The sequence below is a fragment of the uncultured Kiloniella sp. genome (assembly GCF_937128705.1).
Classification (GTDB): domain Bacteria; phylum Pseudomonadota; class Alphaproteobacteria; order Kiloniellales; family Kiloniellaceae; genus Kiloniella.
Genome location: NZ_CAKZMP010000001.1, coordinates 1 through 26782, shown reverse-complemented (window position 1 = coordinate 26782; position 26782 = coordinate 1). Strand labels below are relative to the sequence as shown.

At 45.4% G+C, this 26782-nt stretch carries 24 protein-coding genes and 1 pseudogene; 8 read left to right on the top strand and 17 right to left on the bottom strand.

All coding sequences use genetic code 11. The annotated features are described in order from the left end of the window. Window positions 1-13 precede the first annotated feature (13 nt). Genes Q0241_RS00125 through ftsE form a run of 3 tightly spaced genes read right to left on the bottom strand, consistent with a single transcriptional unit; the run spans window position 14 to window position 2287 of the window. Window positions 14-643, bottom strand: coding sequence for a YdcF family protein (locus Q0241_RS00125; protein ID WP_299371154.1), 630 nt, complete (start codon window positions 641-643; stop codon window positions 14-16). Window positions 644-680: 37 nt separating this feature from the next. Beyond that, the gene (locus Q0241_RS00120) at window positions 681-1571 is read right to left on the bottom strand and encodes a hypothetical protein (RefSeq protein ID WP_299371150.1); all 891 of its coding nucleotides are present in this window, start codon (window positions 1569-1571) and stop codon (window positions 681-683) included. Next, a complete protein-coding gene (ftsE, locus tag Q0241_RS00115; protein ID WP_299371147.1) occupies window positions 1571-2287 on the bottom strand; it encodes a cell division ATP-binding protein FtsE in 717 nt (238 codons plus the stop codon). The genes Q0241_RS00120 and ftsE overlap by 1 nt, the downstream gene beginning before the upstream one ends. Before the next feature lie 177 nt (window positions 2288-2464). Here ftsE and Q0241_RS00110 point away from each other — a divergent pair, with 177 nt between their 5' ends. Both Q0241_RS00110 and Q0241_RS00105 read left to right on the top strand, forming a co-directional pair. After that, entirely contained in the window at window positions 2465-3271 is an 807-nt protein-coding gene (locus Q0241_RS00110) for a zinc-ribbon domain-containing protein (protein WP_299371144.1), read from the top strand. A gap of 119 nt (window positions 3272-3390) precedes the next feature. Beyond that, on the top strand, window positions 3391-3759 hold the full coding sequence (locus Q0241_RS00105; RefSeq protein WP_299371141.1) for a response regulator: 369 nt from the start codon (window positions 3391-3393) through the stop codon (window positions 3757-3759). Between the two features lie 43 nt (window positions 3760-3802). Here Q0241_RS00105 and Q0241_RS00100 read toward each other — a convergent pair whose 3' ends face one another. The 5 genes from Q0241_RS00100 to argH form a co-directional block, all read right to left on the bottom strand. After that, complete coding sequence (locus Q0241_RS00100; protein WP_299371138.1) at window positions 3803-4594, bottom strand: transporter substrate-binding domain-containing protein; 792 nt, start codon at window positions 4592-4594, stop codon at window positions 3803-3805. A 258-nt stretch (window positions 4595-4852) separates the two neighbouring features. Then, window positions 4853-7402: a DUF4175 family protein gene (locus Q0241_RS00095; RefSeq protein ID WP_299371135.1), complete on the bottom strand. Its 2550-nt coding sequence runs from the start codon at window positions 7400-7402 to the stop codon at window positions 4853-4855. 72 nt (window positions 7403-7474) lie between these two features. Next, the gene (lysA, locus tag Q0241_RS00090; RefSeq protein ID WP_299371132.1) at window positions 7475-8746 is read right to left on the bottom strand and encodes a diaminopimelate decarboxylase; all 1272 of its coding nucleotides are present in this window, start codon (window positions 8744-8746) and stop codon (window positions 7475-7477) included. Window positions 8747-8750: 4 nt separating this feature from the next. Then, entirely contained in the window at window positions 8751-9056 is a 306-nt protein-coding gene (locus Q0241_RS00085; RefSeq protein ID WP_299371129.1) for a hypothetical protein, read from the bottom strand. Continuing rightward, a complete protein-coding gene (gene argH, locus Q0241_RS00080; RefSeq protein WP_299371202.1) occupies window positions 9053-10423 on the bottom strand; it encodes an argininosuccinate lyase in 1371 nt (456 codons plus the stop codon). The genes Q0241_RS00085 and argH overlap by 4 nt, the downstream gene beginning before the upstream one ends. 92 nt (window positions 10424-10515) lie before the next feature. Here argH and Q0241_RS00075 point away from each other — a divergent pair, with 92 nt between their 5' ends. Further along, window positions 10516-11094, top strand: coding sequence for a TlpA disulfide reductase family protein (locus tag Q0241_RS00075; protein ID WP_299371126.1), 579 nt, complete (start codon window positions 10516-10518; stop codon window positions 11092-11094). 124 nt (window positions 11095-11218) lie between these two features. On the opposite strand, the gene Q0241_RS00070 is transcribed toward Q0241_RS00075, so the two are convergent. The 7 genes from Q0241_RS00070 to Q0241_RS00040 all read right to left on the bottom strand — a co-directional run bounded on the left by Q0241_RS00070 (window position 11219) and on the right by Q0241_RS00040 (window position 18598). Next, window positions 11219-12103 carry a 3-hydroxybutyryl-CoA dehydrogenase gene (locus Q0241_RS00070; RefSeq protein WP_299371199.1) on the bottom strand — a complete coding sequence of 295 codons (885 nt, stop codon included), beginning with the start codon at window positions 12101-12103 and terminating at the stop codon, window positions 11219-11221. 140 nt (window positions 12104-12243) lie between these two features. After that, window positions 12244-13176, bottom strand: a complete 933-nt coding sequence (locus tag Q0241_RS00065; RefSeq protein WP_299371123.1) for an FAD-binding protein — start codon at window positions 13174-13176, stop codon at window positions 12244-12246. A gap of 2 nt (window positions 13177-13178) precedes the next feature. Continuing rightward, the gene (locus Q0241_RS00060; RefSeq protein ID WP_299371120.1) at window positions 13179-13928 is read right to left on the bottom strand and encodes an electron transfer flavoprotein subunit beta/FixA family protein; all 750 of its coding nucleotides are present in this window, start codon (window positions 13926-13928) and stop codon (window positions 13179-13181) included. A 150-nt stretch (window positions 13929-14078) separates the two neighbouring features. Next, complete coding sequence (locus tag Q0241_RS00055) at window positions 14079-14642, bottom strand: cob(I)yrinic acid a,c-diamide adenosyltransferase (protein WP_299371117.1); 564 nt, start codon at window positions 14640-14642, stop codon at window positions 14079-14081. Window positions 14643-14814: 172 nt separating this feature from the next. Then, window positions 14815-15012, bottom strand: coding sequence for a twin transmembrane helix small protein (locus Q0241_RS00050; RefSeq protein WP_085900978.1), 198 nt, complete (start codon window positions 15010-15012; stop codon window positions 14815-14817). A gap of 57 nt (window positions 15013-15069) precedes the next feature. Further along, on the bottom strand, window positions 15070-15927 hold the full coding sequence (locus tag Q0241_RS00045; RefSeq protein WP_299371103.1) for a DUF4743 domain-containing protein: 858 nt from the start codon (window positions 15925-15927) through the stop codon (window positions 15070-15072). Window positions 15928-16504: 577 nt separating this feature from the next. Continuing rightward, window positions 16505-18598, bottom strand: coding sequence for a protein meaA (locus Q0241_RS00040; protein WP_299371196.1), 2094 nt, complete (start codon window positions 18596-18598; stop codon window positions 16505-16507). 150 nt (window positions 18599-18748) lie between these two features. On the opposite strand from Q0241_RS00040, the gene ccrA reads away from it, so the two are divergent. Beyond that, window positions 18749-20032, top strand: coding sequence for a crotonyl-CoA carboxylase/reductase (gene ccrA, locus Q0241_RS00035; RefSeq protein ID WP_299371100.1), 1284 nt, complete (start codon window positions 18749-18751; stop codon window positions 20030-20032). A 201-nt stretch (window positions 20033-20233) separates the two neighbouring features. After that, window positions 20234-21892, top strand: a complete 1659-nt coding sequence (locus Q0241_RS00030) for an acyl-CoA dehydrogenase family protein (RefSeq protein WP_299371097.1) — start codon at window positions 20234-20236, stop codon at window positions 21890-21892. A gap of 29 nt (window positions 21893-21921) precedes the next feature. Here Q0241_RS00030 and gluQRS read toward each other — a convergent pair whose 3' ends face one another. Continuing rightward, window positions 21922-22776: a tRNA glutamyl-Q(34) synthetase GluQRS gene (gene gluQRS, locus Q0241_RS00025; RefSeq protein ID WP_299371094.1), complete on the bottom strand. Its 855-nt coding sequence runs from the start codon at window positions 22774-22776 to the stop codon at window positions 21922-21924. A 55-nt stretch (window positions 22777-22831) separates the two neighbouring features. Here gluQRS and Q0241_RS00020 point away from each other — a divergent pair, with 55 nt between their 5' ends. The 3 genes from Q0241_RS00020 (at window position 22832) to Q0241_RS00010 (ending at window position 26039) form a co-directional block, all read left to right on the top strand. After that, window positions 22832-23461 (top strand): DNA-3-methyladenine glycosylase, encoded by a 630-nt coding sequence (locus tag Q0241_RS00020; protein ID WP_299371091.1) that lies wholly within the window; start codon window positions 22832-22834, stop codon window positions 23459-23461. Between the two features lie 125 nt (window positions 23462-23586). Further along, complete coding sequence (locus tag Q0241_RS00015; RefSeq protein WP_299371088.1) at window positions 23587-24261, top strand: dienelactone hydrolase family protein; 675 nt, start codon at window positions 23587-23589, stop codon at window positions 24259-24261. A 437-nt stretch (window positions 24262-24698) separates the two neighbouring features. After that, complete coding sequence (locus tag Q0241_RS00010) at window positions 24699-26039, top strand: integrase family protein (protein ID WP_299371085.1); 1341 nt, start codon at window positions 24699-24701, stop codon at window positions 26037-26039. Window positions 26040-26070: 31 nt separating this feature from the next. On the opposite strand, the pseudogene Q0241_RS00005 reads toward Q0241_RS00010, so the two are convergent. Then, a pseudogene (locus Q0241_RS00005) lies at window positions 26071-26642 on the bottom strand (transposase). Window positions 26643-26782 lie beyond the last annotated feature (140 nt).

The following is a 26782-nucleotide window of genomic DNA, read 5'->3' as shown; positions in this document are numbered from 1 at the left end:
AATCATCGGGTTTTTATCCAATCAATATCGCCTGTATATCTTCGAACCAGATCCTGATATGAGCCATCAGAAACTTAACATATTCTGATAAAATCAAAGTCATACTACCCGGCCAGAGCCACCAGTCTTTCTGTTTCACATGTTGTGGAAAGACAGGGTGAGGCAGAATTTGTATCTCTGGCATCGCATTTCTGAATTCCAGAAGACTTCTTGGCATATGGTAGGCCGCTGTGACAAGCCGTAATGAGCTGTAGCCTTCTTCTTCTATCCAGTTTTGACTTTCAAGTGCATTCCCACGTGTGTCGTCGGCCTGATACCCCAGCTTGACGCAACATTCCAGATTTTTAGGTGATCGCTGTGATAATCTTAAAAGCTCTTGTACCTCAACGCCCTTGTATACGCCTGAAATAAAAAGTTTTTTTGCTATGCCCTGTTCTAACAGATCTAGCCCGGTGTTTATACGGTCGCTTCCCCCGGTCAGGACGACAATAACATCGGCATCTTCTGAGTTGTTCGTTACTTCTTCTGGCAGGTTTGTTGCAAACCAAAAAAAACCAAGTACCCAGGATAATAACGCTGTGACCGTTAGGAAGGACGCAAGTTTTAAAAGAACGTATCTTCTGCGCATAGGTTTATGAAACAACGATCAACTCTTCTCTGTTGGTCATGGCATCCTTTCCTTATGGCATCAGAGCCAAGCTTCTTAAAACGGTCAACCTTGCGGTCATCATCGCAATTAAAGAAGCAGATAATGGCATTAATAAGAGCAATCCCCATTCGCCAGCGCTAAAGGTAAGTGTCGGAAGAACGGCACTATTTGCCTGCCCCAATAAAGAGCTGAAGCTGGCGATTGTGATCCCGGCAAGAAGTAACCCTGACAGGCCGCCAACAATGCTGAGTTTCAAGGCATGAAACTGAAAACGAGAAGCAATATATGAATCGTGTGCGCCCATATGGTGAAATAACTCGACGACTTGCCGATGAATTGCGAGTCCCATTCGGGTGACAAGAATAACCATTAAGGCTGCGGCACCGCCTACGAGAACGACAACAAGCAAAGCAATAATTTGAATGATTTTGGTCAGGCCCAATAAATTACCAAGCCAGCGTTGGTGGTCATCTACGCTGGCTTGGGGAATATCTTGGGCAAGAAGAGCTTTGATTTCATCAATTGTTTTGGCACTGGAATTATCTAGTTCGATGGAGATTAGATAAGGAATGGGCAAGTCATGAAGCAATATATCTTTGCCCAGCCAAGGTTCCATAAGCTTGTTTAGTTCTGTGTCGTTAAGTTGTTCAACTTTGGAGATATTATCCAGCTTTTCAATCTTTGATATGAAAAGCTTAAGCTGTTTTTCGATGGCAGATCGCTTTGATTCTGATGATTCTGAAGGGATTTGTATCGTTAAGCTACTTGAAAGACCTTGATCCCATCTATTGGCCAGCTTGTTCATTGTAAGGGCGATGACAAGTGACATCGTCGCGAGATAAACCATCATCGCAATTAGCCATGGTAAAAACCTGCTGGATGCATCTCTGTCGAGAGGCACATCGTTTCTGTTGCCAAACATCACGCACCATCCGTTGTTATTGACGCGGTCGCGTTTTGTTCGTTGCGGATCAGTCTGACTTCGCCATTCACGATTTTAAAAACGGGATGGTTGAAACGGTTCACGAGGCCTTCGTTGTGGGAGGCGACAACGATGGTCGTGCCACGTTTATTAAGCTCTTCAAACAGAAAAAGTAAACGTTCTGCAATTTTATCGTCTAGGTTCCCTGTAGGCTCATCAGCTAACAATAAACTTGGGCGAGCAATGACGGCACGGGCAATCGCAACGCGTTGCTGTTGCCCACCAGAAAGTGTTGGCGGTTTTGCGTCGAGGTAATCAGCCAGACCAACCCAAGACAGTAGCTCACTTACATTCCGTCGGACCTTATCAAGGGATTGCCCGGTAATCGTAAGAGGAAGGGCGACGTTCTCCAAAGCGGTCAGATGATCAAGTAAGCGAAAGTCCTGAAAGATAATGCCAATGCGTCGTCTAAGCATCGTTAACTCTTTACGATCTTGCTGGGACACATCCCGCCCAAAAATACTCAGACGCCCCGATGATGGGCGATGGGCTAGATACATAAGTCGCAAAAGGGATGATTTGCCTGCGCCACTGGGACCAACCATAAAATGAAAGGACCCTGGGGCAAGCGTCAGGTTGACCTGATGAAGGACATCCGGGCCAGAACCATAACGCAAATGAACATCTTGAAAGCGGACCAAAAGTTTGAAATCCATAGTGGTGAGTGACGGCAAAACAATGACATATTTTGTCTGCTAGCGTAAAGCCTTGTGCCTTGATTAATCATCGAACGTAAAACAAAAATAGCTGCTGGGTAAGGCCTTACTTGCCATCGTATTTTCTGGACCGTATAAATTAAGGCCAATTTAGTTTCTTCGCTGGTGAAAAATCGAATGATTGTTTCTTGTCCTGAATGCAGTAGCAAATTCCGAATTGCCTCTGATGCCCTAGGTGATTCCGGGCGCAAGGTTCGTTGTAGTAGCTGTCGACATACTTGGTTTCAGGAACCAGATTTGGAGTTTACACCTGCTAACGCGGATATTCCTGAAGAAGCGAACGATGCTCCAAAGATGGAAAGTGACGCGGCTCCTTCACAAGAAGTGCCTACGCCAGTTCCACCAGAACCGGCACCACTGGATGATGACTTTGTTGAGCCAGGAAATGTACGCACCAAGCGACCCAAAGGCTTTGCTCCAGACAAAAAGAAAGAAAAGAAAAAAGGAAAAGGGGGACTTATCGCCTGGCTTCTCCTTTTGATTATGGTGGGGGGAGGTGCTTATGCCCTTGCTGACCGTCCCACGAGAGCTAAGATTGTCGATATTGTTCCTGAAGCTATGAAAGTGTATGACCTTTTGGGGTTACAGGTTTATTTAGTAGGGCACGGTCTTAAAATTGAAGATCAGGAAACTGAACGAGGATCTCGTGATGGTATCAAGGTTATTGTTTTAACAGGTAAAATTAAGAATACTCTGGACAAGAAGGTTGTCGTTCCAAAGCTAATAGGCTGGCTGTCAGATAATCGTGGTGCGGCGGTTTCTCGTAAAACCATTACATTGGATGTTCCTTATTTAGAACCGAAAGAAGAAATAGAGTTTTTTATTGAACTTCTAAGCAGCTCAAAAGCTGCGGGGGTTAATACAAGTTTTATTTCGGATGATGATGCTCTGAAAAACCCTGACTTTGATCCTGTCGATGAATAGCTCTGTAGCCTGATAGTTTTCGTCGGTTCTTTCAAACGTGGCATCATTCGCAACGACGTGATATTCTTCGTATTAACGAATTGTTAACTATAAGTTTAGCGTGAGAGCGGTGACCCTGTATGGCGAAGATTTTGATAGCTGAAGATGATAAGGCTGTACGTAGTTTTGTTGCGCGGGCTTTGACGCATAAAAATCATGAAGTAAAAGCTGTTGGCGATGGCATGCAAGCACTAGAAGCGCTTGGTGAAGACAAATATGATCTCTTGATTACAGATATTGTCATGCCGGGGCTGGACGGTATCGGGCTGGCGCTTAAGGTGGCAAAAGATGCCCCAGAAATGCCCGTGCTACTCATGACGGGGTATTCAGCTGAAAAGCAACGAGCACATAACTTGGAAGAGCTGATTTTCAAGGTCGTGACAAAGCCATTTAGCTTGCAAGAAATTTGTGATGCAGCAGAAGAAGCTTTAGGCCTACAGACAAGCTAAATAATAATGACGCTCCCACGCCAGAATGTTACCTGATTTAGGTTTAATTAACCTGAAGGTATCGCGCCTCAAGCTGTTCAGTAAAGCCTTCTTTGTGGAGATCTCGGATTACTTTGTTGATGTCGTCCAGAAGGTAGTAACAAGGGGAAGCTCTGCTCATCATTAAATGGACATTGTTTGAAGCCACGGGCCAGGGAAGGTCTTTGATGCGATTTGAATTTCCGGTTTCCCGAAGATCGGCTATACCATCGTATCGGCCCAATACGGCATAGTTAGCGCGTCCGGTAAGTAATAAATCAAGGGTACCACCTTCCTTGACACCGCGAATATCGAGGTATTTTTTGGCATAGTGATCAAAATTTTCACCATATGATCCTCCCATAGGACGGAGGCCTACAAGCCCGACCAAGTCCTTAAGGTTATTCAAGGGAAACTCTTCTCCCTTACGGACAAAAATGGCGACCTCGTCTTTAATGAGAGGTTCAGTGTAGCCATAAATTTGGGCGCGTTCGTTGGTCCAGTATGCACCGAGTAAAAGATCAAGCTCTCCCTTGTCCAATTGCCGCAGCATTCGTTTCCAAGGAAGAGCGGGTTCATCAACGACTGCAACATCAAGGCGCCGAAAGACTTCACGGGCAATATCGATTGCAATTCCATGATGTACCTCTGTTTCTTCAGTATACATTAACACAGGGTACCAATCAGTTGTCCCATTAACCCGTATCTCATTACAGGATTTTTCATCAGATAGAGCGACAGATCCCATCATCCATAGCGAGGTAAACAAAACGTACAAAAACAAGATGATGTATTTTGATAAACGCTTTCCAGTCATTAAGGACTCCACCATTGGCGAAAAACAACCATAGGTGATTATATGCTAAATTAAATTGCACGTCTTTAGTTTGTGAATTACCCAGCGGTATCAACGTGTATTGGAAAGATTTTCCCTAGATTACTACTATTTTTTCTGGCTTTTATTTGTATTACGGAAGATCTTCCGAGGTTCGGGAATCCTCAGTTTATAGCGATTAACTATGTTGTAACTTCTCAACATGAGAGCAAGCCAATATCATGTTAGAACTCATATTCTTTAAAAGCGTTCCAGTAATTTTTGAATATAGGTTCTCTCTTCTATAGACCGCTTTCTATCATTCCTTCGGTTTCTCAATTCCTCAAGAATTGATCTACTTTTGATAACGTCATTTTCGCTAGGCAATGGAACGCCTTGTTTGGCGATATTTCCACCCTTGCTCCCAATGTTTCGTCCAAACGGATCGCGTCCTGATCCATCTTTGCCTCTGACCCAGCCGCTACCACGTTCTGGGGCTTGGTTGAGCATTTTTAAATACTTTTCAGCGGCTTGTTCTGTACCATTTTGCAGTTTTCTCAGGCTTCTGGTTTGGGCGCGTACAGCTTGTTCGTTCTCTTTTCCTTCGCCGGTTTGTCCTTGTAAAGCATCGCGTGCGATGCCCATAGATTGCTCGGCCTGATCAAAATCTTCTGGAAGATTACCAAGAAGCTCCTGAATATTCTCCATCATCTGTTCAAGCTCTTGCCTGATGCGTTCTTGGCTTTTTGCATCACGATATCGTTCTTGGCTCTGCTCTTGCCCTTGTTCTCCGGGGCGTCCATCGCCGGGCATTGTTTGTGGCGAGGATTTTGCTCCGTTCCCTTCGCGTTGACTTTGGGCTTCTTGTTGGCGCTTGTAGCTATTTTCCAGAAGTTCTTCCTGTCTCTTAGTCAGATCTTGGAGCTTTTCAAATGTTTCTCGCCCTACGTCATTGGCATTGTTGCCTGGTTGCTGGCCTTTTTGGAAAGCGAGATTCTCTAACATGTTTTGAAGCTGTGAAAGTAGCTCCATTGCTTCTTCCATAGAACCATTCTCAGCAAGCATTCTTGCTTGTTCGATCATGCTTTGCAGATCTTTACTTTCAATTGTCTGAGCATTTTCGGATGGTTGGGCAGGAGTGTTTTTGTCTGGGTTGTCCAGAAAATCTTTCAACATATCTGATAGAAGCTGATCGACAGCTTGTTCTAGCTGATCCATAAGACGAGAGATCTCATCTTGATCCGCATTGGAGCTCAATGCGTCACGTAGTTGTTGTTGAATGCTTCTGAGTTCTCTTTGCGCGGTGCTTATGCGACCATCTTCAAGGTGGAGAGCCGTTTTCCAAAGAATATTCTGGCTTTCAGCAACACCGGGTTGTGTCGGCTCAAAAAGAAGATGCTTTCCGGCAATGCTCATAGCCAAAGCAACGAGACTATCATGGTCGTATGTATCAGGGCTTTTTACTAACATGCCAAGTGTCGCGATAACTTCAAGCTTGTTGCCTGGCGTAATAAGGTCCTTACGAAGTTGCACGAGATGCTGAGCTAAAGGATGGGTGAAACTGCGTTCAGGAATAGCGATTTTAATTGGTTCTATTTGCCCCAATTGCCCTATCCCATCCTGTACAGTCAATTTAAACCATACTTCTTCACCAGCGAGAATATTGTCGGTAAGGTCGAGGTATTGTTGACCTTTGTAAGTCTTGACCTTGCTTGCGGGCAGGGGGGTTTCTATCTTTGTACTTTCGGGATTTTTTGGCCCGTATTGTGTATTCTGTGGCCAAAATTCTATGGTCAGTAAGGTGGTGCCATAGTCATCCTGCGCTTCGTAATTGAGCCAGAGTAACCCAAGGTCATTTGCTTGAGGATGTTCCGTTAAAGATATTTGGGGCGGATTATCCTCGATGAGGTTAATCGTGGTATTTACAACGGATGTAAATGATCCACCAATTCGTAGGTTTCCCCCCTGTTCAATAATGAACTCGCTTTGATGGTTTAATGAACCTGTTTGTTCTGTTTGATATGTCCGATCACCAAGGAGAATATCGGGTGGTATTTCTTCCCCATTAAATTGAGCAATTACTTTACTGCCGCTTGGTAGGTTTATTTCATGTGGTGGGCTAAAGCTCTGGTCATAAAAGAGGGGGGGCATCCCGGTGTAATCTGGAGGGGTCAACCACAAACTGAATGTCACGTCTTGTTGCTTGGAAAGTGATGATAGTTTGCTTAATTCAAAAGCAGAAGACAGGCGATCCGGCCATTGATGAAATGAAAAGGATGCAATGAATAGTCCTATGACGATCAATGACCGTAATCCATAAGGGTCCAATTTAAATAACTGTGGTTTCGGTGCTGTTAGTTTGAGCGAATTGAATGATTCAGCTAAACGCTTCTTGTTGTCGAGCCATAGAGCAAGGCCAGTTTTTGAGGTTTTTACGGGGCGATCATCAAGACTACTTAAAGGGCGATGTGAAAGTTGGTTTTCTTGCTCTAGACGTCGCAAGGCCTGATGACGAGTTGGCATCTTTGTCGATAAAAGGGCCTTGATTCCTCCGTAAATGATTAGACCGCAAGATAAAACGAGGAATGTGATATGACCCCAAGCGGGAATTTGCGCAGGAAAACCAAGGAGGACTAGCGTAACAAAAGCGCAAAGTGTTCCCCAAAAAAAACAGGATGCTTTCCAAAAGCTTTCCCAAAAGAGGATCATTTTGGTCAGTGTGGTTTTAGCTTGAATTTTCCATGGTAACCCAAGCTCGGGCCTTGCGGCCTGTTTTTTTAACAGTGATCTTCGTCGGGCGGTACTATCCATCGGTCCATATGTTCCTTTGGTAGGCTCATTTGGACATACCGCCCCATAATACGACGAATAAAGTCGCTTATATTATTCTGACAACCACTCGGGCAGAATGTCCTGTTTTATCAGTGTATCATAATCAATACGCTTACGTACAATCGCATATTGATCTGCTTTGACTAAAACTTCAGGAGCATTCAGTCGGGTATTGTAGCTAGAGGCCATAACAGCGCCATAGGCACCAGCTGATTCCATGGCGAGGAGATCACCCGCTGCAATTTCGGGTAGGGGTCTTTGGGTCGCGAAGGTATCGCCTGACTCACAGATTGGACCAACGATGTCACACGGTTTCAGCGGCGTCTCTTGATCGGGTTGCTTCAAGGGCGTGACGTCATGCCAAGCATCGTAAAGGGATGGTCTGATTAAATCGTTCATGGCTGCGTCGATGATGAGGAAACGACGATTTGTGCCATCTTTTACGTATATAGTTTCTGTCACCAAAACACCGGCATTCCCAACCAGAAAACGGCCGGGTTCAAAGATACATTCCGCATCTAATCCTTGCATGGCTTCGCTGACGGCCTGTGCATATTCGGTCAGATCAGGCGGTGTCTCATCATTGTATTGAATGCCGAGGCCGCCGCCAAAGTCGATCCGTTTCAGCGGTAGGCCAGCACTCTGTAGTTCACGATAGAGGCTCGCCAATCGTGCAAATGCATCTTTGAACGGGCTTGCGTCTGTTAACTGTGATCCGATGTGAACGGCCAGACTTTCAACAGCGATGTTTGGAAGAGCTTTGGCTTGTTCAACGAAATTTCGAACACTTGGAATATCAATACCGAATTTGTTTTCAGCTTTTCCTGTTGAAATCTTTGCATGGGTTTTTGCATCGACATCAGGGTTTATTCTAAAAGCAACAGGTGCAGTAACGCCCATTTTTTGCGCGACAGCAGAAAGGGCTTCTAATTCGGGCAAAGATTCAACGTTGAACTGCAGGATGCCAGCTTTTAGACCAACGGCCATCTCGGATGGTTTTTTACCAACGCCTGCAAAGACAATCTTCTTTGGGTCGACACCAGCTTGCAACGCGCGGCGCAGCTCTCCCTCAGAAACGACATCTGCTCCTGCACCTGCTTTGGCAAGGGTTTGGATCACAGACTGGTTAGAGTTTGCCTTGAGTGCGTAACAGATTGTGCCTTTGACGCCTGCTTTTGCGAGAGCATCAGAAAAAGAGTTGTATGCATTCACCATGGCTTGGGTGGAATAGCAAAAGAAGGGCGTCCCAACTTCTTGGGCAATTTCTGCCAGTGACAGATCTTCGACATGAAGCTGACCATGGCGGTATTCAAAGGCACTCATAATTTTACTGTCCGTATATCTTTGTCTTGACCTTCGAATTTTTACGTATCTGCAAACTCTCGGGTATAGCGTTTTGTTGTTCAGCGGTCGGTATACCTGTTGAAGAGGAGTTGGGCGTTACAGCAGGGGGATATGGATACTGTTGTGGATAATCCCAATCTCCGCTGGGGCGTTCTAGCCCCCCAACCTTACCACAGGCGGCGAGTAGCAAACCTGCGCCAATAAGAGTTGCTGTTGCAAGAGATCTTTTCCCGGAAATGTGTTGTCCTAGTACAATCCAGATTTGTTTTATGGTTCCGGCTTGTTTCATGACAAAAATCTCTCTCTGGCAGCTTTCGCAGCGGCCTTAACATTTTCAGGTGCTGTTCCGCCAAAACTTGTTCTGCTTTGGGCGGACTGTTCAACGGTGAGAACTCTGAATATATCCTGAGAAATGCGTGCTTCGACACTTTGCATTTCTTCTAAGCTCAAGTCACTTATATCACAGCCTTTGTCTTCGGCCAGTTTTACAATGGTACCAGTAACATGATGGGCATCCCGGAAGGGAAGGTTAAGTTCTTTGACCAACCAGTCGGCAAGGTCGGTTGCCGTCAGGAACCCATGGGCTGTTGCGGCATGAAGTTTGTCGCGATTAGCAACCATGTCACTGATCATTCCTGTCATGGCCGTCACGCTTAGAATCAGTGTATCAGCAGCATCAAATACGGGCTCTTTGTCTTCTTGCATATCTTTGCCGTAGGTGAGCGGAAGACCCTTCATTACAACAAAAAGAGTGTTCATTGAACCGATAACCCGACCAACTTTACCGCGAATGAGCTCTGCTGCATCCGGGTTTTTCTTTTGTGGCATGATAGAGCTGCCGGTTGTGAAGGCGTCGGAAAGTGTGACAAAACCGAAACCTTGAGAACACCAAATCACAAGTTCTTCTGCAAAGCGAGAGAGATGGGTCGCGAGGATCGCGCCAGAGGACATAAACTCAAGCGCGTGATCTCTGTCAGAAACGGAGTCCAGCGAGTTTGCTGTTGGGCGATCAAAGCCAAGGGCTTCGGCAGTCATGTGCCGGTCGATTGAGAAAGATGTCCCTGCCAGTGCTGCAGCACCCAGAGGGCATTCGTTCAATCTTTTGCGACAATCCCGTAGTCGGCTTCTGTCGCGTCCAAACATCTCAACATAGGCAAGCATGTGGTGACCAAATGTCACAGGTTGGGCTGCTTGTAGGTGGGTATAGCCGGGCATAATAACGTCAAAATTATCTTCAGCTTGCTTGATCAAAGCTTCGATCAAAAGGCCAGTTTGCTTATCAAGTTCATCAATCGCACTTCGAACCCAAAGCTTGAAATCCGTTGCTACCTGGTCGTTTCGAGAGCGCGCAGTATGTAATCTACCCGCTGCATCCCCGATGAGTTCACGCAATCTGTTCTCGATATTCATGTGAATATCTTCAAGGGCAGCAGAGAAGGTAAAGGTTCCGTTTTCAATCTCTCGCGAAATTGTGTCTAGACCCTGGAGTATTGCATTGCCATCTTCTGTGCTGATAATACCTTGCTTAACCAACATACTGCAGTGAGCTTTTGATCCGGCAATATCCTGTGCGGACATGCGTTTGTCGAAATCGATGGAAGCGTTGATTTTTTCCATAACTTCGGAAGGTCCAACGCTAAAACGTCCGCCCCACATTGCATTGGCAGATGTCTCACTGGGTGTTTTTGGTTCTGACACGGTATTCTCTTTCGCCTTATTCGGTCTTACGACTTTATGGACTTGTACAAATGATCCAAATTAAAGCCCTTCGCCTGTCCGGTCTTCTTCACATGCTCATTGCAGCATCTGTAACGCTTTTGATGAGCGTGTCATTTGCTGGCGCTGTGGATAAACCTCCACTCGAAGGGCGACTCGAAGGGAACTTTACTCTGTTCGATCCACCTATTCCAGTGCCGATCGAAACCTTTCAGGATGAAGAGGGAAAACTACGCTCGTTTGCGGAAATGGAGGGGCAGGTTGTTCTTTTGAATTTCTGGGCAACATGGTGCGCACCTTGCGTAAAGGAAATGCCCGATCTAGACAGGTTACAGGCCGAATTGGGAAGTGATCTCTTTCGTGTTGTCACGCTTTCAGAAGACAGAGCAGGCCTTAAAAAGGTTCTTCCTTTTTTTGAGGATAAAGATCTGAAAAATTTACCGGCCTATGTTGACCCGAAAGGCCGCGTTTCTCGTGCTTTTGGGTTACGGGGATTGCCATCAACCTATTTGATTAGCAAAGAAGGTATGATTGTCGGGGCTCTCATCGGTCCTTTTGAATGGGATGCGCCGGAAGTAAAGACACTGGTTGATTTTTATACAGCGAAATAGAAAGCGCAAATCAGTCCAGATTACAGGCTGAGGTTAAACTGGATCTGACTGAAATATTGCTGAAAATAAAAAGAGCCATCTGTGAAAACACGATGGCTCTTTTACATTGGTAATTAAATTCGTTTTACCGTGTAGGCACAGGCGTATCGCCGCCATAATCATAGAAGCCGCGACCGGATTTTTTACCAACCCAGCCTGCTTCAACATACTTCACCAATAGCGGGCAAGGGCGATATTTAGTGTCGGCAAGTCCGTCGTACAGTACAGACATAATAGCAAGGCAAGTATCCAGACCGATAAAATCGGCCAGCTCTAAGGGGCCCATTGGATGATTGGCGCCAAGCTTCATCGCGGTGTCAATTGAATCAACCGTCCCGACGCCTTCGTAAAGGGTGTAAACCGCCTCGTTGATCATCGGTAAAAGGATACGATTCACGATAAAAGCTGGGAAGTCTTCGGATGAAGCAGATGTTTTGCCCAACTTGTGGGTCATATCCTTAATTGCTTGATAGGTGTCTGCTTCAGTCGCAATACCACGAATTAACTCTACAAGCTGCATGATTGGGACTGGGTTCATGAAGTGCATGCCCATGAACTGTCCCGGACGATTTGTCACTGCGGCAAGGCGAGTAATGGAAATCGATGACGTATTGGAACAGAGAATGGCTTCCGGTTTCATCAAAGGGCAAACTTTACGGAAGATATCTTTTTTTATTTCTTCGTTTTCAGTGGCTGCTTCTATAACGACATCACAGTCAGAAAGGCTTTCCAGTTCCTGCGAGTTTTTAATTCTTCCCAGAGCTGTGGCAATGTCAGATTCGGATATCTTTCCCTTGGATGCCTGACGCTGCATGTTCTTTTTGATGGTGGCGAGTGCTGTATCAAGCTGATCTTGATTGACATCGACCATGTGAACATCAAAGCCAGCAATGGAGCTAACGTGTGCGATGCCACTGCCCATTTGCCCTGCGCCAATAATGCCAACGGATTTAATATCCTGAATAGTCATCCTCTTCACGAGCCTTTCCGCTACGCTGTAATTTAAAACAAGACGCTATCATGTTTGATAGCGTCTTGTCGTAGGGTATCATTGCAGATCGGTCTTTGAAATATCAAGTCTCAATAAGTGAGAGAGATAAGCCAAAAGATTTATCCAAGCTCAGCTTCAAGCTCGGGAACTGCATCGAAGAGATCCGCAACCAGACCATAATCGGCAACCTGGAAGATTGGTGCTTCTTCGTCTTTATTGATAGCAACGATGACCTTTGAGTCTTTCATTCCGGCAAGGTGCTGAATAGCCCCGGAGATCCCTACAGCAATGTAGAGGTCTGGTGCCACAACTTTACCCGTCTGACCGACTTGGTAGTCATTTGGTACATAGCCAGCATCAACAGCAGCACGTGACGCACCAACAGCTGCGCCAAGCTTATCTGCAACGCGTTCCAGCATGGCGAAGTTTTCGCCGTTCTGCATGCCACGACCACCTGAAATAACAACGCCAGCGGTTGTCAGTTCAGGGCGCTCGGATTTTGTCAGCTCTTGACCTTCGAAAGCGGAAAGACCGGCATCACCTGTTGCATCAACAGTTTCTACTGCAGCTGAACCGCCTTCTTCTGCTGCGGCATCAAAAGCTGTACCGCGAACGGTAATAAGTTTGATTGCATCTGAAGATTGAACCGTTGCCAGGGCATTACCGGCATAGATAGGGCGGACAAACGTATCTGCAGCTTCAATTGCTGTGATCTCTGAGATCTGCTGAACATCCAACAGTGCAGAAGCACGTGGAAGGATGTTCTTGCCATAGGTCGTTGCTGGTGCCAGCACGTGGCTGTAACCAGGAGCAAGATTAACGATCAATGGCGCAATGTTTTCTGCAATGTCCTGCGCATATTCAGACGCGTCAGAAACAAGAACCTTGGAAACACCCGCAATTTTTGCAGCCGCTTCGCCAGTTGCGGCACAACCAGAGCCTGCGACAAGAACGTGAACATCATCACCCAGCTGTGTCGCTGCGGTAACAGTGTTTAGGGTAGCAGGCTTGATGCTTGCATTGTCGTGTTCGGCGATAACAAGAATAGACATCGTTAGATCACCTTTGCTTCGTTCTTAAGTTTGTCGACCAGTTCAGCAACGGAACCAACGATTACACCTGCATCACGCGCAGGAGGTTCTGTGACCTTCAGTGTGCTGACACGCGGTGTCACATCAACGCCAAGATCAGCCGGTGATGTTGCATCAATAGGTTTTTTCTTCGCCTTCATGATGTTTGGAAGCGACGCATAACGTGGCTCGTTCAAACGAAGGTCAACGGTCAGAACAGCGGGCATTGGAAGGCTTGCGTTTTGCAGACCGCCATCGACTTCACGTGTGATGTTCAACTTGTCACCTGCTACTTCGACGGCAGAGATGAAAGTGCCTTGTGACCAACCAAGAAGGGCAGAAAGCATCTGTCCTGTTTGATTGTTATCACCATCAATTGCCTGTTTCCCAAGGATAACGAGGCCTGGCTCTTCATTGGCAACAACAGCTTTTAGAAGCTTGGCAATTGCCAATGGTTGAAGGTCTTCATCGCTCTGAATGTGAATGCCACGGTCTGCGCCCATTGCAAGGCCAGTACGGAGAGTTTCTTGAGCCTGGGCTGGTCCAGCTGAAACAACAATGATCTCGCTGGCAATGCCAGCTTCTTTCATGCGTACAGCTTGCTCAACCGCAATCTCACAGAACGGGTTCATCGCCATTTTGACGTTTGTTAATTCAACGCCAGTCTGGTCAGATTTAACCCGAACCTGCACGTTCGCGTCTATAACGCGTTTGATTGGGACGAGTACTTTCATCTAGAAGTATCCTTAATATTCGCGCTTTACCTAAGCAAAATGACAGGAATCTATGCACCTGTCACTTTACTCTCTAACAGCCAGTCGCCGGGAACCTTAGGCCCGCCGACATACCCTGTCAATGATCCCCTGAAGACTTTCTCCCGAAGATCATCGGTTTGCCCCAGGTACCCAGAGCACGTCCTTGGCTCCCTTGTCATTGACATGGCGGGCCAGAACAAAAAATAAATCAGAAAGACGATTGATATATTTCAATCCTTCGGGGTTGATGTCCTCTGCTTGACTCAGTGCTGATATCAAACGTTCAGCTCTGCGTGAAACGGTTCTGGCCTGATGCAGATAGGCTGCAATTTCACTCCCCCCGGGAAGAATAAATGACTTTAAAGGTGATAAATCACTATTTAAATCATCGATTTCCTTTTCAAGTCTCTCCACCTGCTCGGCAGTGATCCTTAAAGGAGGGTATTCCGGATCTTTTTCTTCCGGGCAACAGAGATCTGCGCCAAGATCAAAAAGGTCGTTTTGAATACGTGCCAGAATGTCATCAACAAGATCTTTGCTGTGTAATCGTGCAATACCTACGATGGCGTTTGTTTCGTCAACGGTTCCATAAGCTTCAACACGAAGGTCGTGTTTATGGACGCGTTTACCTGAACCAAGCGACGTTTTACCTTTGTCGCCACCTCTTGTGTAAATGCGTGTCAATTGAACCATTACAGCAAGCTCTCTTTCTAAAGGGTTGAGTTTATCGTCCTTCCTTTTCCTTTAACTATCGGTAAGAATACCTTGGAAGGAGTTGAATGATATATCACCGATGCGACTGACTTTTGACGAATAAAGCTGAAATTTTTCTTATCAAGGAGTGTTCAGCAGCTTTAATCTGTTCTTATTGGTTCTTGGCCCAAAATGCGATCAGGAAAATAATAAGTGCAATTCCTTGCGCTAATACACGATACCGCATGAATTTGTTGGCGTGTTGTTTGTTGTATTCACCGCCGCGGGCCATGCTGATAAGTCCGGCAAAAAGGATGACAACAACAGCAACAAGCGAAAGCACCATCAAGATATTTAAAAAACTGTCCATAAGTATGTTTCCGAATTATTTTCTTAGAATTATTTCTGTGTCTGGTTTTACGAATTATCACGCAATGTCTTGGCGGTGCATGCCTTCGATCAAATCTGAATAGGTATCGTCATCAGGGGTGAGATAACCTTCTCTGATCAAAAAATGGATCAAAACAAGGCTGACGTTGTATTTGAAATCATCCGTATTTGTGATTCGGTCAATAACCTTTTCTATGGGCCATAGATAGAATTCCTCTACCTCTCCGTCCATGTTTTGCGGGGTAAAGCTTTCATCCAAATATAGGTCATAGGTATAAAGGTGATCATTTTTCAAGCCGTCCGGGCGTTCGCAGCGATAGGTAACCATACCTGTTGCTTTGGCTGTTGCTGCTATAGCGCGTGGGATGTTGGCTTCTTCTTCAGCTTCTTTGATCAGGTTTTCCATTATGGTTAAACCATAGGGTTGTCCCCCCGCTACGATATGGTCCAATTCTCCGGGTGCGTTTGGCTTAGATAACGCACGCTTCCCAATCCAAATCTTCAAGCCGTCTTTTGTCTGAACGAGGCCGTTGACGTGAACACCATAACTTCGAATACCAAAGTGACCAGAAGCACCGCGATCCATTTTTAAAAGGGGCGGCAGGTGCCAGCTATTGGTTACGGCATATTCTTCATCTCGCCACCTGGGGATGATGCCATCTTTTACCAAAGCCTTAATAACGCTTTCGACTTCGCTGGTGCGGTTTTCAAATGTTGTGAGCTTGGTTGAAAGAGCGACGCTTTGCAATGATACATCAAAGACAGAAGTGAAGTCTTTTAGCCTTGTTGCTAAATCATGTGTGATGTGCCCATGAATTTCATTGTTGATAATGAAGGGGCGATAATTTTCCGGTTGCCAGAAATGACAGGCTTTGACGCGCTCTAACAGAGACAAGGAGGACTCCTGAATTATTTGCTGCGGGGAGGCATTATTTCAGGAGTATATTGCGATTTCCCAGATTTATTGGCAATGAGATTTATATGTAATAATTAAAAGCAAAGTACTTGGTTCTGATTAAAATCCGTTTTGAAAATCTATATTAGCCGTGTTGTGTTGAGGTTGGCTTTTTTAATTTCATTATTTTTTGGGGAGATTCAAGAGAGCTTTTTGATTCAAGTATAGCTGTGGGTTGCACGCTAGGTGCATGAGACCGTCCAAGGAACATGACGCCAAAGACGAGAAGAGCTGCTGAAAAAACGATGCGAAATATAAGGTTCATTTTGATCTCGTTGCTCATAAATTGAGCTGAAAAGTACTGACAAAACAAAAGTCTAAGTACGTAAAATTGAATTTGATGATCTATGTATGAATGACGACAAACATTACAAGGGTCATGCATAAGCTTTGTTAAGATTAAATGGGAGCAGTCTTTTGAAATTAAAACTCACTTTTTAGTGAGGGCCATTAAGTCCTCAAATTATTTATTTTCTTTATATGATTGCTCGTCTCGTAATGACGAGATTGCTGAATACTACTCCGCAGCCGTTTTGTAGGGAGCTGATAGTATGTTTGTTATGTCGCTAAGGATGGAGCCAAGATCGAAGTCCTTTGGTGTGTATACGGCAGCAACGCCTAGTTCCAAAAGGTGTTCGGCATCGTCTTTTGGAATGATGCCGCCGACGACAACAGGAATGTCTGAAATTCCAGCCGTCTTCATTTTTAATATGATCTCTTTCACCAAGGGAACGTGAGATCCGGAAAGGATAGAGAGGCCAATAATGTGGACACCTTCTTCCAAGGCGGCGTTTACAATTTGTGACGGTGTTAAACGAATGCCTTCGTAGACGACTTCGTATCCTGCTTCTTTTGCGCGAACTGCGATTTGTTCTGCGCCGTTTGAATGACCATCAAGCCCCGGCTTGCCAACAAGAATTTTGGGGCGGCGTCCTATCTTCGTTGTTAACTCATCAAGCTCAGCCCGTATTTTTACAAGGTGGTCCTGGTCTCCTTCGTTCAAAGAACTCTGACCAACACCTGTCGGGGCACGAAACTCTCCAAAAATTTCTCTGAGTGTTTGTGCCCATTCACCCGTTGTGACCCCGGCATGGGCGCAAGCGATAGAGCTTTCCATGATATTGTCATTTGTCATGGCTGCGGTTTTGAGTTGGGAAAGGGCGTGTTCAACGTCATGTGCATTTCTGTTCTGACGCCAAAGTTTTAATTTCTTAATTTGCTGGACTTCAGCGGCGTCATCCGTTTTTAAGAAGCCATTATCTTCGCCCGTTGTAAGGGGAGAAGGCTCTGTTTCTGTATGTTTGTTGACGCCGATGACTGTGAGATCTCCACTTTCAATATCCCTGAATCTTTGCGCCGCTGATTCTACCAATTTGCCCTTCATATAAGAACTCTCTACAGCCGCGATTGCGCCGCCCATTTCTTCAATGCGGGCAAGCTCTTCTTTTGCTTCTTTCATGAGCGCCTGAACTTTGTTTTCTATTTCTGTAGAGCCGTTAAAAATATCGCCATATTCAAGGAGATCGGTTTCAAAGGCGACTATTTGCTGCAACCTGAGAGACCACTGTTGATCCCAAGGACGCGGTAGACCCATGGCTTCGTTCCAGGCCGGAAGTTGGACGGCGCGGGCTCTGGCGTCTTTGGAGAGGACAACAGCCAGCATTTCAATCAGGATACGGTAGACGTTATTTTCAGGTTGTTGTTCGGTTAGTCCGAGAGAATTGACCTGAACACCATACCTGAATCGCCTATATTCTTCTTCTGTTACGCCGTAACGTTCTTGACAGATTTCATCCCAAAGTCTTGTGAAAGCCCGCATTTTACAAAGCTCGGTCACAAAGCGTACGCCGGCGTTTACGAAAAACGAAATCCTGCCGACGACCTTTGAGAAATCGTGATCCGGTACTTGCCCGGAATCCTTTACAGCATCAAGGACAGATATGGCTGTCGCCAACGCGTAGGCTAGTTCCTGAACAGGTGTCGCCCCCGCTTCTTGAAGGTGGTAAGAGCAAACGTTCATAGGATTCCATTTGGGAACTTGATTGTAGGTAAACGAGATCACATCGGTGATAAGGCGCATAGATTGCTGTGGTGGGAAGATATAGGTGCCACGGGACAGGTATTCCTTGATCAGGTCGTTTTGGGTTGTGCCTGACAGTTTGCTGCGGTCTAGGCCCTGTTTTTCGGCGCAGGCAATATAGAGTGCCAATAACCACGGGGCCGTCGCATTTATCGTCATGGATGTATTCATCTGATCCAGAGGAATTTCGTGAAACAGTGTTTCCATATCCCCTAGATGAGAGATGGGAACGCCGACTTTCCCCACTTCACCCTGTGCAAGGATATGATCTGAATCGTAGCCCGTCTGGGTTGGAAGGTCGAAGGCGACAGACAGGCCTGTTTGACCTTTTTTCAGATTCGTTTTGTAGAGTTCATTGGATGCCTTGGCATTTGAATGGCCAGCATAGGTTCTGAATAACCAAGGTCGATCAGCTGTTTTTGCTGCATGTGCGTTGTCAGTTGTTTTTTTTGATCCCTCAGACATCCGAAATTTCCCTGAATTTTTCGTTATTGTCGTTATTTTGTTAAAATATAGACATAAAATTACTATATCATCCAGTGTTTAGTAAAAATATAATAATTGTGCATTGCAAAATAATCAACTCAAGTTAAACTGATTTTCAACAGTGAGAAAGTTTTTGCCATTCCGGGCGACATCAAAGACCACCAGAAAGGTGGCATGAATGGGGATAAGGCTAAGATGAGTGAAACAGCAAAAATCGTGGATATTACAGCGCATCAGGAAAAGAAAGATCTGTATGAAGTTGGGGAAATCCCCCCGATGGGACATGTCCCCAAGCAGATGTATGCTTGGGCTATTCGCCGGGAACGTCAGGGTAATCCGGAACAGGCAATGCAGGTTGAAGTTGTCGATATACCAAAGTTAGAAAATAACGAGGTTCTTGTCCTCGTGATGGCCGCCGGCGTTAATTACAACGGTGTCTGGGCAGGCCTTGGTAAGCCAATTTCTGTCTTTGATGTTCATAAAGAGCCTTATCACATTGCTGGCTCTGATGCGTCTGGGATTGTTTGGGCTGTGGGGTCAAAAGTTACGCGTTGGAAAGTTGGCGACGAAGTTATTGTACATTGTAATCAGGATGACGGGGATGATGAAGAGTGTAATGGTGGTGACCCCATGTTTTCTACCTCCCAACGTATTTGGGGTTACGAGACACCTGATGGATCTTTCGCGCAGTTCACGAGGGTCCAGTCCCAGCAACTTATGCATCGCCCCCGTCACCTGACTTGGGAAGAGTCCGCTTGTTACACCCTGACCTTGGCAACGGCCTATCGCATGTTATTTGGCCATCGCCCTCATATTCTGAGACCGGGACATAACGTTCTGGTCTGGGGGGCTTCCGGTGGTTTGGGTTCTATGGCTATTCAGTTAATTGCCACGGCTGGTGCGAATGCGATCGGTGTTATTTCTGATGAAACCAAACGAGATTTCGTTATGTCCCTTGGTGCCAAGGGTGTTTTGAACCGTCGGGATTTCGATTGTTGGGGACGTCTGCCTGAAGTGAATGATGTCGACGGCTATAAGGAATATATGAAGGAAGTCCGTAAGTTTGGTAAGGCAATTTGGGATATTACGGGCAAGGGCAATGATGTTGATTTTGTCTTTGAACATCCGGGCGAACAAACCTTCCCTGTGAGCTGTAACATCGTTAAACGTGGCGGTATGGTCGTTTTTTGTGCCGGGACAACGGGCTTTAATTTGACGTTTGATGCGCGATTTGTCTGGATGCGCCAAAAGCGAATTCAGGGCAGCCACTTTGCCAATTTGAAACAGGCGTCGCAGGCAAATCAGCTGGTTATAGAACAACGTCTTGACCCCTGTATGTCAGAAGTCTTTTCGTGGGATGACATACCAAGGGCCCATACCAAGATGATGAATAATGAACACAAGCCCGGGAATATGGCTGTGCTTGTTCAATCAACACGCCCGGGGTTACGTACCTTGGAAGATGTGATTGACGCTTAAGTTTCCTGCTGCCGATAAGCGTGATGGTTATGCTTATACGGGTGCATACCTCTGTTTCTTCATGTTGTAGAGGGCTGTTGCGCTTATCGGTCTTTTTATTGTTCGATTTTATTTTAATAGATTTTTCATCAGACGGTTACTCTTGTTTTCAAGCAGGTACACTGAAAAATCTATGGCTGAGTAATTCCATTGAGGCAAAAAATGTCAGAAAACCAAGAGCTTTTTTCCCGTTGCGAAAAAGCGATATCCTCATCCAAATCACTGCAGGAAAAAGCACGTGATTATCTGTTTGAACAAACAATAGATAATGGGCGTGTTTCAGCCGCTTTAATTGAGGAAAATCAGTTCGCAGCCCATGGCTATGCATGGATGGCGACGTATGTTTCTGCTTTGGAAAACATGCTTCTTTGGGCACAAAGGCTGGATAGCGGAAATGAGTTTCACGAACTAGAACGGCTCATCCTCAAAATAGCCTTTGGCGAATATCTGTCCCAGTTATCTGGTGGAATTGCAATCAGCCAGGTTGAAATCCTGCGTCCTCAGGATTTGGGTGTAGAAGAAACTGATGTGTTCAATTTCCATACGGACGAGGTTCGTGCGTTGATTGGTGATGGGAATACAAAAGAAAATAGAAAAGCTTTGGCTGATCTTTTGGTGAATAGCCTTGAAAGTAAAAATTTTGGGGCTTTAGGACTTGGTGATGAGACGCTGGAAATGGTCCGGGATCAGTTCGGAAAAGTTGCCGATGATTACAGTGATGCGGCCCATGAATGGCATTTGAAAGACGAGCTTATCCCGATAGAAGTTGTGGAACAGTTAGCCGAATTGGGTATTTTCGGGCTTACGGTTCCCGAAGAATATGGCGGCCTCGGGATGGGGAAAACGGCCATGTGTGTCGTGACCGAAGAACTTTCCCGTGGTTACATCGGTTTGGGGTCTTTGGGGACGCGCTCAGAAATCGCCGCAGAGCTCATTCGCTTGGGCGGAACGGAAGAGCAAAAGCAAAAGTGGCTCCCCCAGATTTCATCAGGTGAAATTTTACCGACGGCTGTCTTTACCGAACCCAATACCGGGTCAGATTTGGGATCTTTAAAAACAAGGGCAGTGCTATCCGGGGATTGTTATAAAATCACGGGTAACAAGACCTGGATCACGCATGCCTCGCGAAGTGATATCATGACCTTGCTGGCAAGAACCAATCCGGATGAGCCCGGCTATAAAGGTCTCTCAATGTTTATCGCGGAAAAGCCCCGAGGAACCGAGACTGAAGATTTTCCGGCTGAAGGTATGACCGGTGGCGAAATCAAAGTGCTTGGCTATCGCGGTATGAAAGAATACGAACTTGGTTTTGATGGTTTTGAAGTCAAAAAAGAGAACTTGCTTGGGGCGGAAGAAGGGCAAGGGTTCAAGCAATTAATGGCGACCTTTGAATCGGCAAGGATTCAAACAGCGGCAAGAGCTGTCGGGGTGGCGCAGTGTGCGATGGAGTTGGGGATGCAATACGCGCACGATCGCATCCAGTTTGGTAAATCGCTTTACAATTTCCCCAGAGTTTACGGGAAACTGGTCTGGATGGTTGTCGAAACCATGATCGCTCGACAGCTAACCTACGCGTCGGCGCGGGAGAAAGATTCGGATCGACGCTGTGATATTGAAGCCGGCATGGCTAAGTTGTTAGGGGCGCGTGTTGCATGGTCAAATGCTGATAATGCTCTGCAAATTCACGGTGGTAATGGTTATGCGGAAGAATATAAAATCAGCCGTGTACTGTGTGATGCACGTATCTTGAATATTTTCGAAGGCGCAGCAGAGATACAAGCACAGGTTATTGCACGCGGCCTTTTATCCGGGCGTAATTAAGTTCGTCTTGTATTTTACAGTGGTGGGTCTCACTCTGATATTCCGACCATCATTCTGATGTCTTCAGGACTTTTTCCCTGTTTTCTGAGTTCTCTTATGGCAAGTGCGTTGTGTCGCTTGGCCAGCCGATTACCTTCTTCATCGTGAAGCAGATCGTGGTGGTGCCAAGTTGGAACAGGCAATTTTAGTAACGCTTGCAAAAGCCTGTGAATATGAGTGGCTTCAAAGAGATCTGTGCCTCGGGTGATACAGGAAATGTTTTGGAGCGCATCATCAACGGTAACAGATAAATGATAACTGGTGTGGATGTCTTTTCTGGCGAGAACAACATCACCAAAAATTTCGGGTGTTGCCTTGATCTTTCCTTTCTTCTCATCCTGCCAATATAACTCTCCTGCTAGCGAACAAGCCCGTACCATATCTAAGCGTAGGGCATAGCTGTCCCCTTGTGCGATGCGATTCTTTCTTTCGGTGGCAGACAGGCTTCTACAGGTGCCGGGGTAGATTAAACCATCTGGTCCGTGCGGAGCACGACCAGATTGCTGGACTTCGTTTTGAATTTCTTTGCGCGTGCAAAAACAAGGGTAGAGAAGATTTTGGTCTTCTAGTTTTTTGAGTGCCCTCTGATAATCGTCCATGTGTTCAGACTGATTACGAGGGGGATCACGCCACTCCAAGCCGAGCCATGAAAGATCTTCGTATATCGCCTCAGTGAATTCCTTGCGGCATCGCGTAGTGTCTATATCTTCGATTCTCAGAATGAACTGGGCATGGTGTTTTTGCGCCTGTGTCCAGCTAAAGAGAGCGGAATAAGCGTGCCCAAGATGGAGATATCCACTGGGCGAAGGCGCGAAACGAAAGATTTGTGTTGGCAATGTGGTCATTAAATGGGTTTTCATCAAATAGAATGTGCAATGGGAACAAGGGGGAAGTCCAGCCGTGAGTGATCAAAAAATATCGGATGAAGCTTTACGTGCCCCTTTGGAGGCACTTTCAGGGCAAGATACGGATGTAGCAAGGGCATATCTTGATTGTGGTTTGCCGCCCATCCGATCTCAAGATGCCGGGTTTAACGGTTTGGTCGGAATGATTATTTCTCAACAGGTTTCTGTTCAGTCTGCAAAAGCAATCCTTGGTAGATTAGTGGAACAAGTTGGGGAGATCACCCCGGAAAATATTTTAGCGTTGGATGACGACGGCATGAAGGCGGCAGGTTTGAGCCGCCCAAAACAACGTTACACACGTGGATTGGCTGAAGATGTTTTGGCGGGGCGCCTGCAGTTGGAACATCTACCGGATATGTCAGATGATGAAGTTATTGATCATCTGATCCAAGTAAAAGGTATAGGGCGTTGGACCTGTGAAGTGTATCTTTTGTTTGCTTTGAAACGACCTGATGTCATGCCCGCTGCGGATTTGGCCTTGCAAGAAGCGATGAAGCATTTAAAGGGGTTGGAGCATCGTCCAACACCGAAAGAAATGTACGAGCTTTCCGAAAATTGGCGACCCCATCGTAGTGCTGGCGCTCGGTTTTTGTGGCACTATTATCGCCACGCTGGTATCGCCTGATTTTCCAAAATTTTGCCCCCTTTTATGGCCCAATAGTTGAGAATTTGTTAACTATTTGGCTAAAATTGATGACCTGTGTTAAAAAGTCGTGTAAAAGTAGATAGTTATTCATGGGGGGCATGGAAATGTCAGAGGTAACATTAACTGGACCTCGTCACGAGCCGAGCTCGGGTGGGCCAGCAAAAGAACTCATAATCATGCTGCATGGTCTTGGTGCAGATGGGCAGGATCTGATTGGTCTTGCACCTTTTTTTGCCAATGCTCTTCCGCATGCTGCTATCGTTTCGCCGGATGCGCATCAGCCTTGTGATATGGCCCCGATGGGGCGGCAGTGGTTTAGCTTGATGAGCAGGGATCGGGATCTTATTCTCGATGGCATTCAAAAAGCAGCGCCTGTTGTGCAAGCTTTTATTGATCAAGAAATGGCGCATTATAATTTGCCGCCCGAACGTGTTTTTCTGATGGGCTTTTCCCAAGGGGCTATGATGGCATACCACGTTGGTTTCCGTCAAAAGTCACCTTTTGCAGGCATGATGTGTTATTCCGGCATGCTGGTTGCACCTGATTTGCTTAAGGATGAACTATCTAGCAAGTGTCCAGTGCTTGCGATTCATGGTGATAAAGATGAAGTTGTTCCCCCTGAGGCGCTTCCCGCGGCGGTACAGGCGATGACAGAACACGATATAACTGTATATCAGGAAATGATTTCCGAACTTGGACACGGTATTGATGAAAACGGTATTCGCATGGGTGTTGGGTTTGTGACTGAATTGCTCGGTTATGCTGTTAAAGATGAATAGGCTAGGAAAAACGCGCTTATTGCGATGTTGAACAGGGGCTCTTTTTCGTGTGGAAAAGAGCCTTTTTTGCATCTAACGCTCGTGTCATGGAATGAGCTGAATTGTGACAGTTGAACCTGAGTTTTGTGTTTCTTTTATTACTTTGGCACAAAATGTTGTATGTTTATAAAAAGAGCATTACTTTTTAGTAGATACTTCAGTATCGTTCAGTTTTGGTGCTTTGGTATCATTCGCCCTGGTGTTTTGAGATCCCACGGAGGAAAAACGTGGTTTCCTCTATTTAATATCGTTTAATTTTGTTTAATCAATTCAAAAATATCTCCCCAAGCTACTGAATTTAATAGAAAAATAATTGAACGCTATTTATTTCTATTTCATGCTGTTTAATTCTGATTAGCGCCATTCCTGTCCCCATACTGTCCCCAGCGAGAAGTCGAATGAAGAAAAAATTAAATGACAAACTTATAAAATCCGCAAGATCGAAGGATGGAAAGAGGTTAGACCTGACGGATACCGACGTAAGAGGGCTATGTTTTAGGGTTGCTGTTTCAGGAAAGAAAAGCTTCAGCTTGCGCTATCAAGATCGCCATGGCCGGGGCCAAAGAATAACGCTTGGGAATTATCCGGATTTGACTCTGTCAGCCGCCAGAACCAAAGCTCGGGAAATTCTCATAGATATATTTAATGGAATAGATCCCAAACGTGATCATAGAGACAAGATGGTCTCTGATGTCTATTCAAGTTATAAAGATTTACATATTAGTAAGTTAGTCAAATCTAAAGATACCGATGCAATTTGGAAAAACCATATTCTCCCGGCTCTAGGTAATAAAAAAATAGCAAAACTCACGAGGCCTGAAATAGCTGATTTTCTGCAAGAAAAATTGAGAGGCACTTCAACTAAGGCTGGATTAACTACTCAGGTGAATCGAATTCATGAGCAATTAAGCTCTATGTTAAATGACTGCGTGTCCCTTGGCATAATTGTTTTCAATCCAATCGCCGGTATGAAAAAGCTTTATAAAGAAACTCCTAAAACTCGTTTTGCTGATAATGATGAATTAATAAAAGTTTGGAAGGCGGCTGAAACTTTTCGATACCCGCACCGCCATATAATCCAGATGATTTTATTAAACGGTCAGCGGAGGGACGAGGTCAGACGTATGAGGTTTTCAGATGTGAATTTTAAGAGTAATGAATGGTTCAACCCAGCTACAAATTCAAAAACTAACCTTCCCAACAGGTTAAAATTATCGGATTTATCGATGGAAATCCTCAAAGATGCTAGGAAGAATGTAGCTGCAAAAGTAATTTCGCTTGAAGAAAAAAAACAAAATAAATTAATAACAAATAAAACTGAAATTAAGAAAATACTGGAAGAATCAACGTTTTATAATGATGGTTTTTGTTTCACACACTCTCTAAATATAGCATATAATGGCATGGGGCGTTTGAATGCCAAAAGAATGAAATTCTCAGGTGTTCAGCATTTAACAAATCACGATATTAGAAGAACTCTCAGAACAAATATGTCAAAATTAAAAATAGATTATCAAGTCGCCGAGGCAGTTATCGGTCATAAAAAAAGGGGGAATCACAGGGTATATGATCAGTGGGAGTTTTACGATGAGAAAGGTGATGCTCTGCAGAAATACTCAGATTACATAAAAGAGCTAACTAAATACAATAACATAGAGCCTGTAAATAACTCTGTGTATCTGCTTAAGCTAAACATGGTCAGACAGTCACTCGTCAAAAACAATCATAAAGTGATTTAGGGCAACACGCCAGTTGTGAGTTGGCCATCGTTCATTTTTTAGATGCTTCACGAGTGGCCAAGTAAAACAACTTTTTAACCGCGTCGTCATGGGGAAACAGCTTGCGTGTCTTAATCGCTTTACGAATCACACTGTTTAACGATTCAATGGCATTGATGGTGTAAAATGCCTTGCGTATCTCTTGTAGGTAGGCAAACAGCGTATTCGCATTTCCCCAGTTTTGGCGCCATGAACGGGTAATTTGGGGGTGTTTAACAGCCCATTTTTCATCGACGTGGTCAAGCTCGCGTAACTCCTCATCTTCCGTGGCTGATTGGTAAACACGCTTAAGATCGGCGGCGACCTCTTTATAATAGCGCCATGCTGTTGCGGATAAACCGTTTGTATAGCTTTTGGAAAGCCCTTTAGGCCGCCGTCACAGGCGATAAGAATATCCTCTAGGCTACGATTCTCTAGCTCAGTCAAAATTCCTAGCCAGAACTTCGCACCTTCATTTTCTGAGAACCACATACCCAAAAGCTCTTTGTGTCCCTCAACATTAATACCAAGCGCTAGATAAATGGCCTTATTGATGACCTGTTTATCTTGCCTGATTTTGACCACGATGCAGTCCAGATAGACGATAGGGTATACTTGATCACGCGAAGGAGGTTGTCACTGTATAACTTGTTCTATCACAGCGTTCGTCACCTTGGAGATCAATCCAGCAGAAATATCGGTATCGTACATTTCGGAAAAAGCAT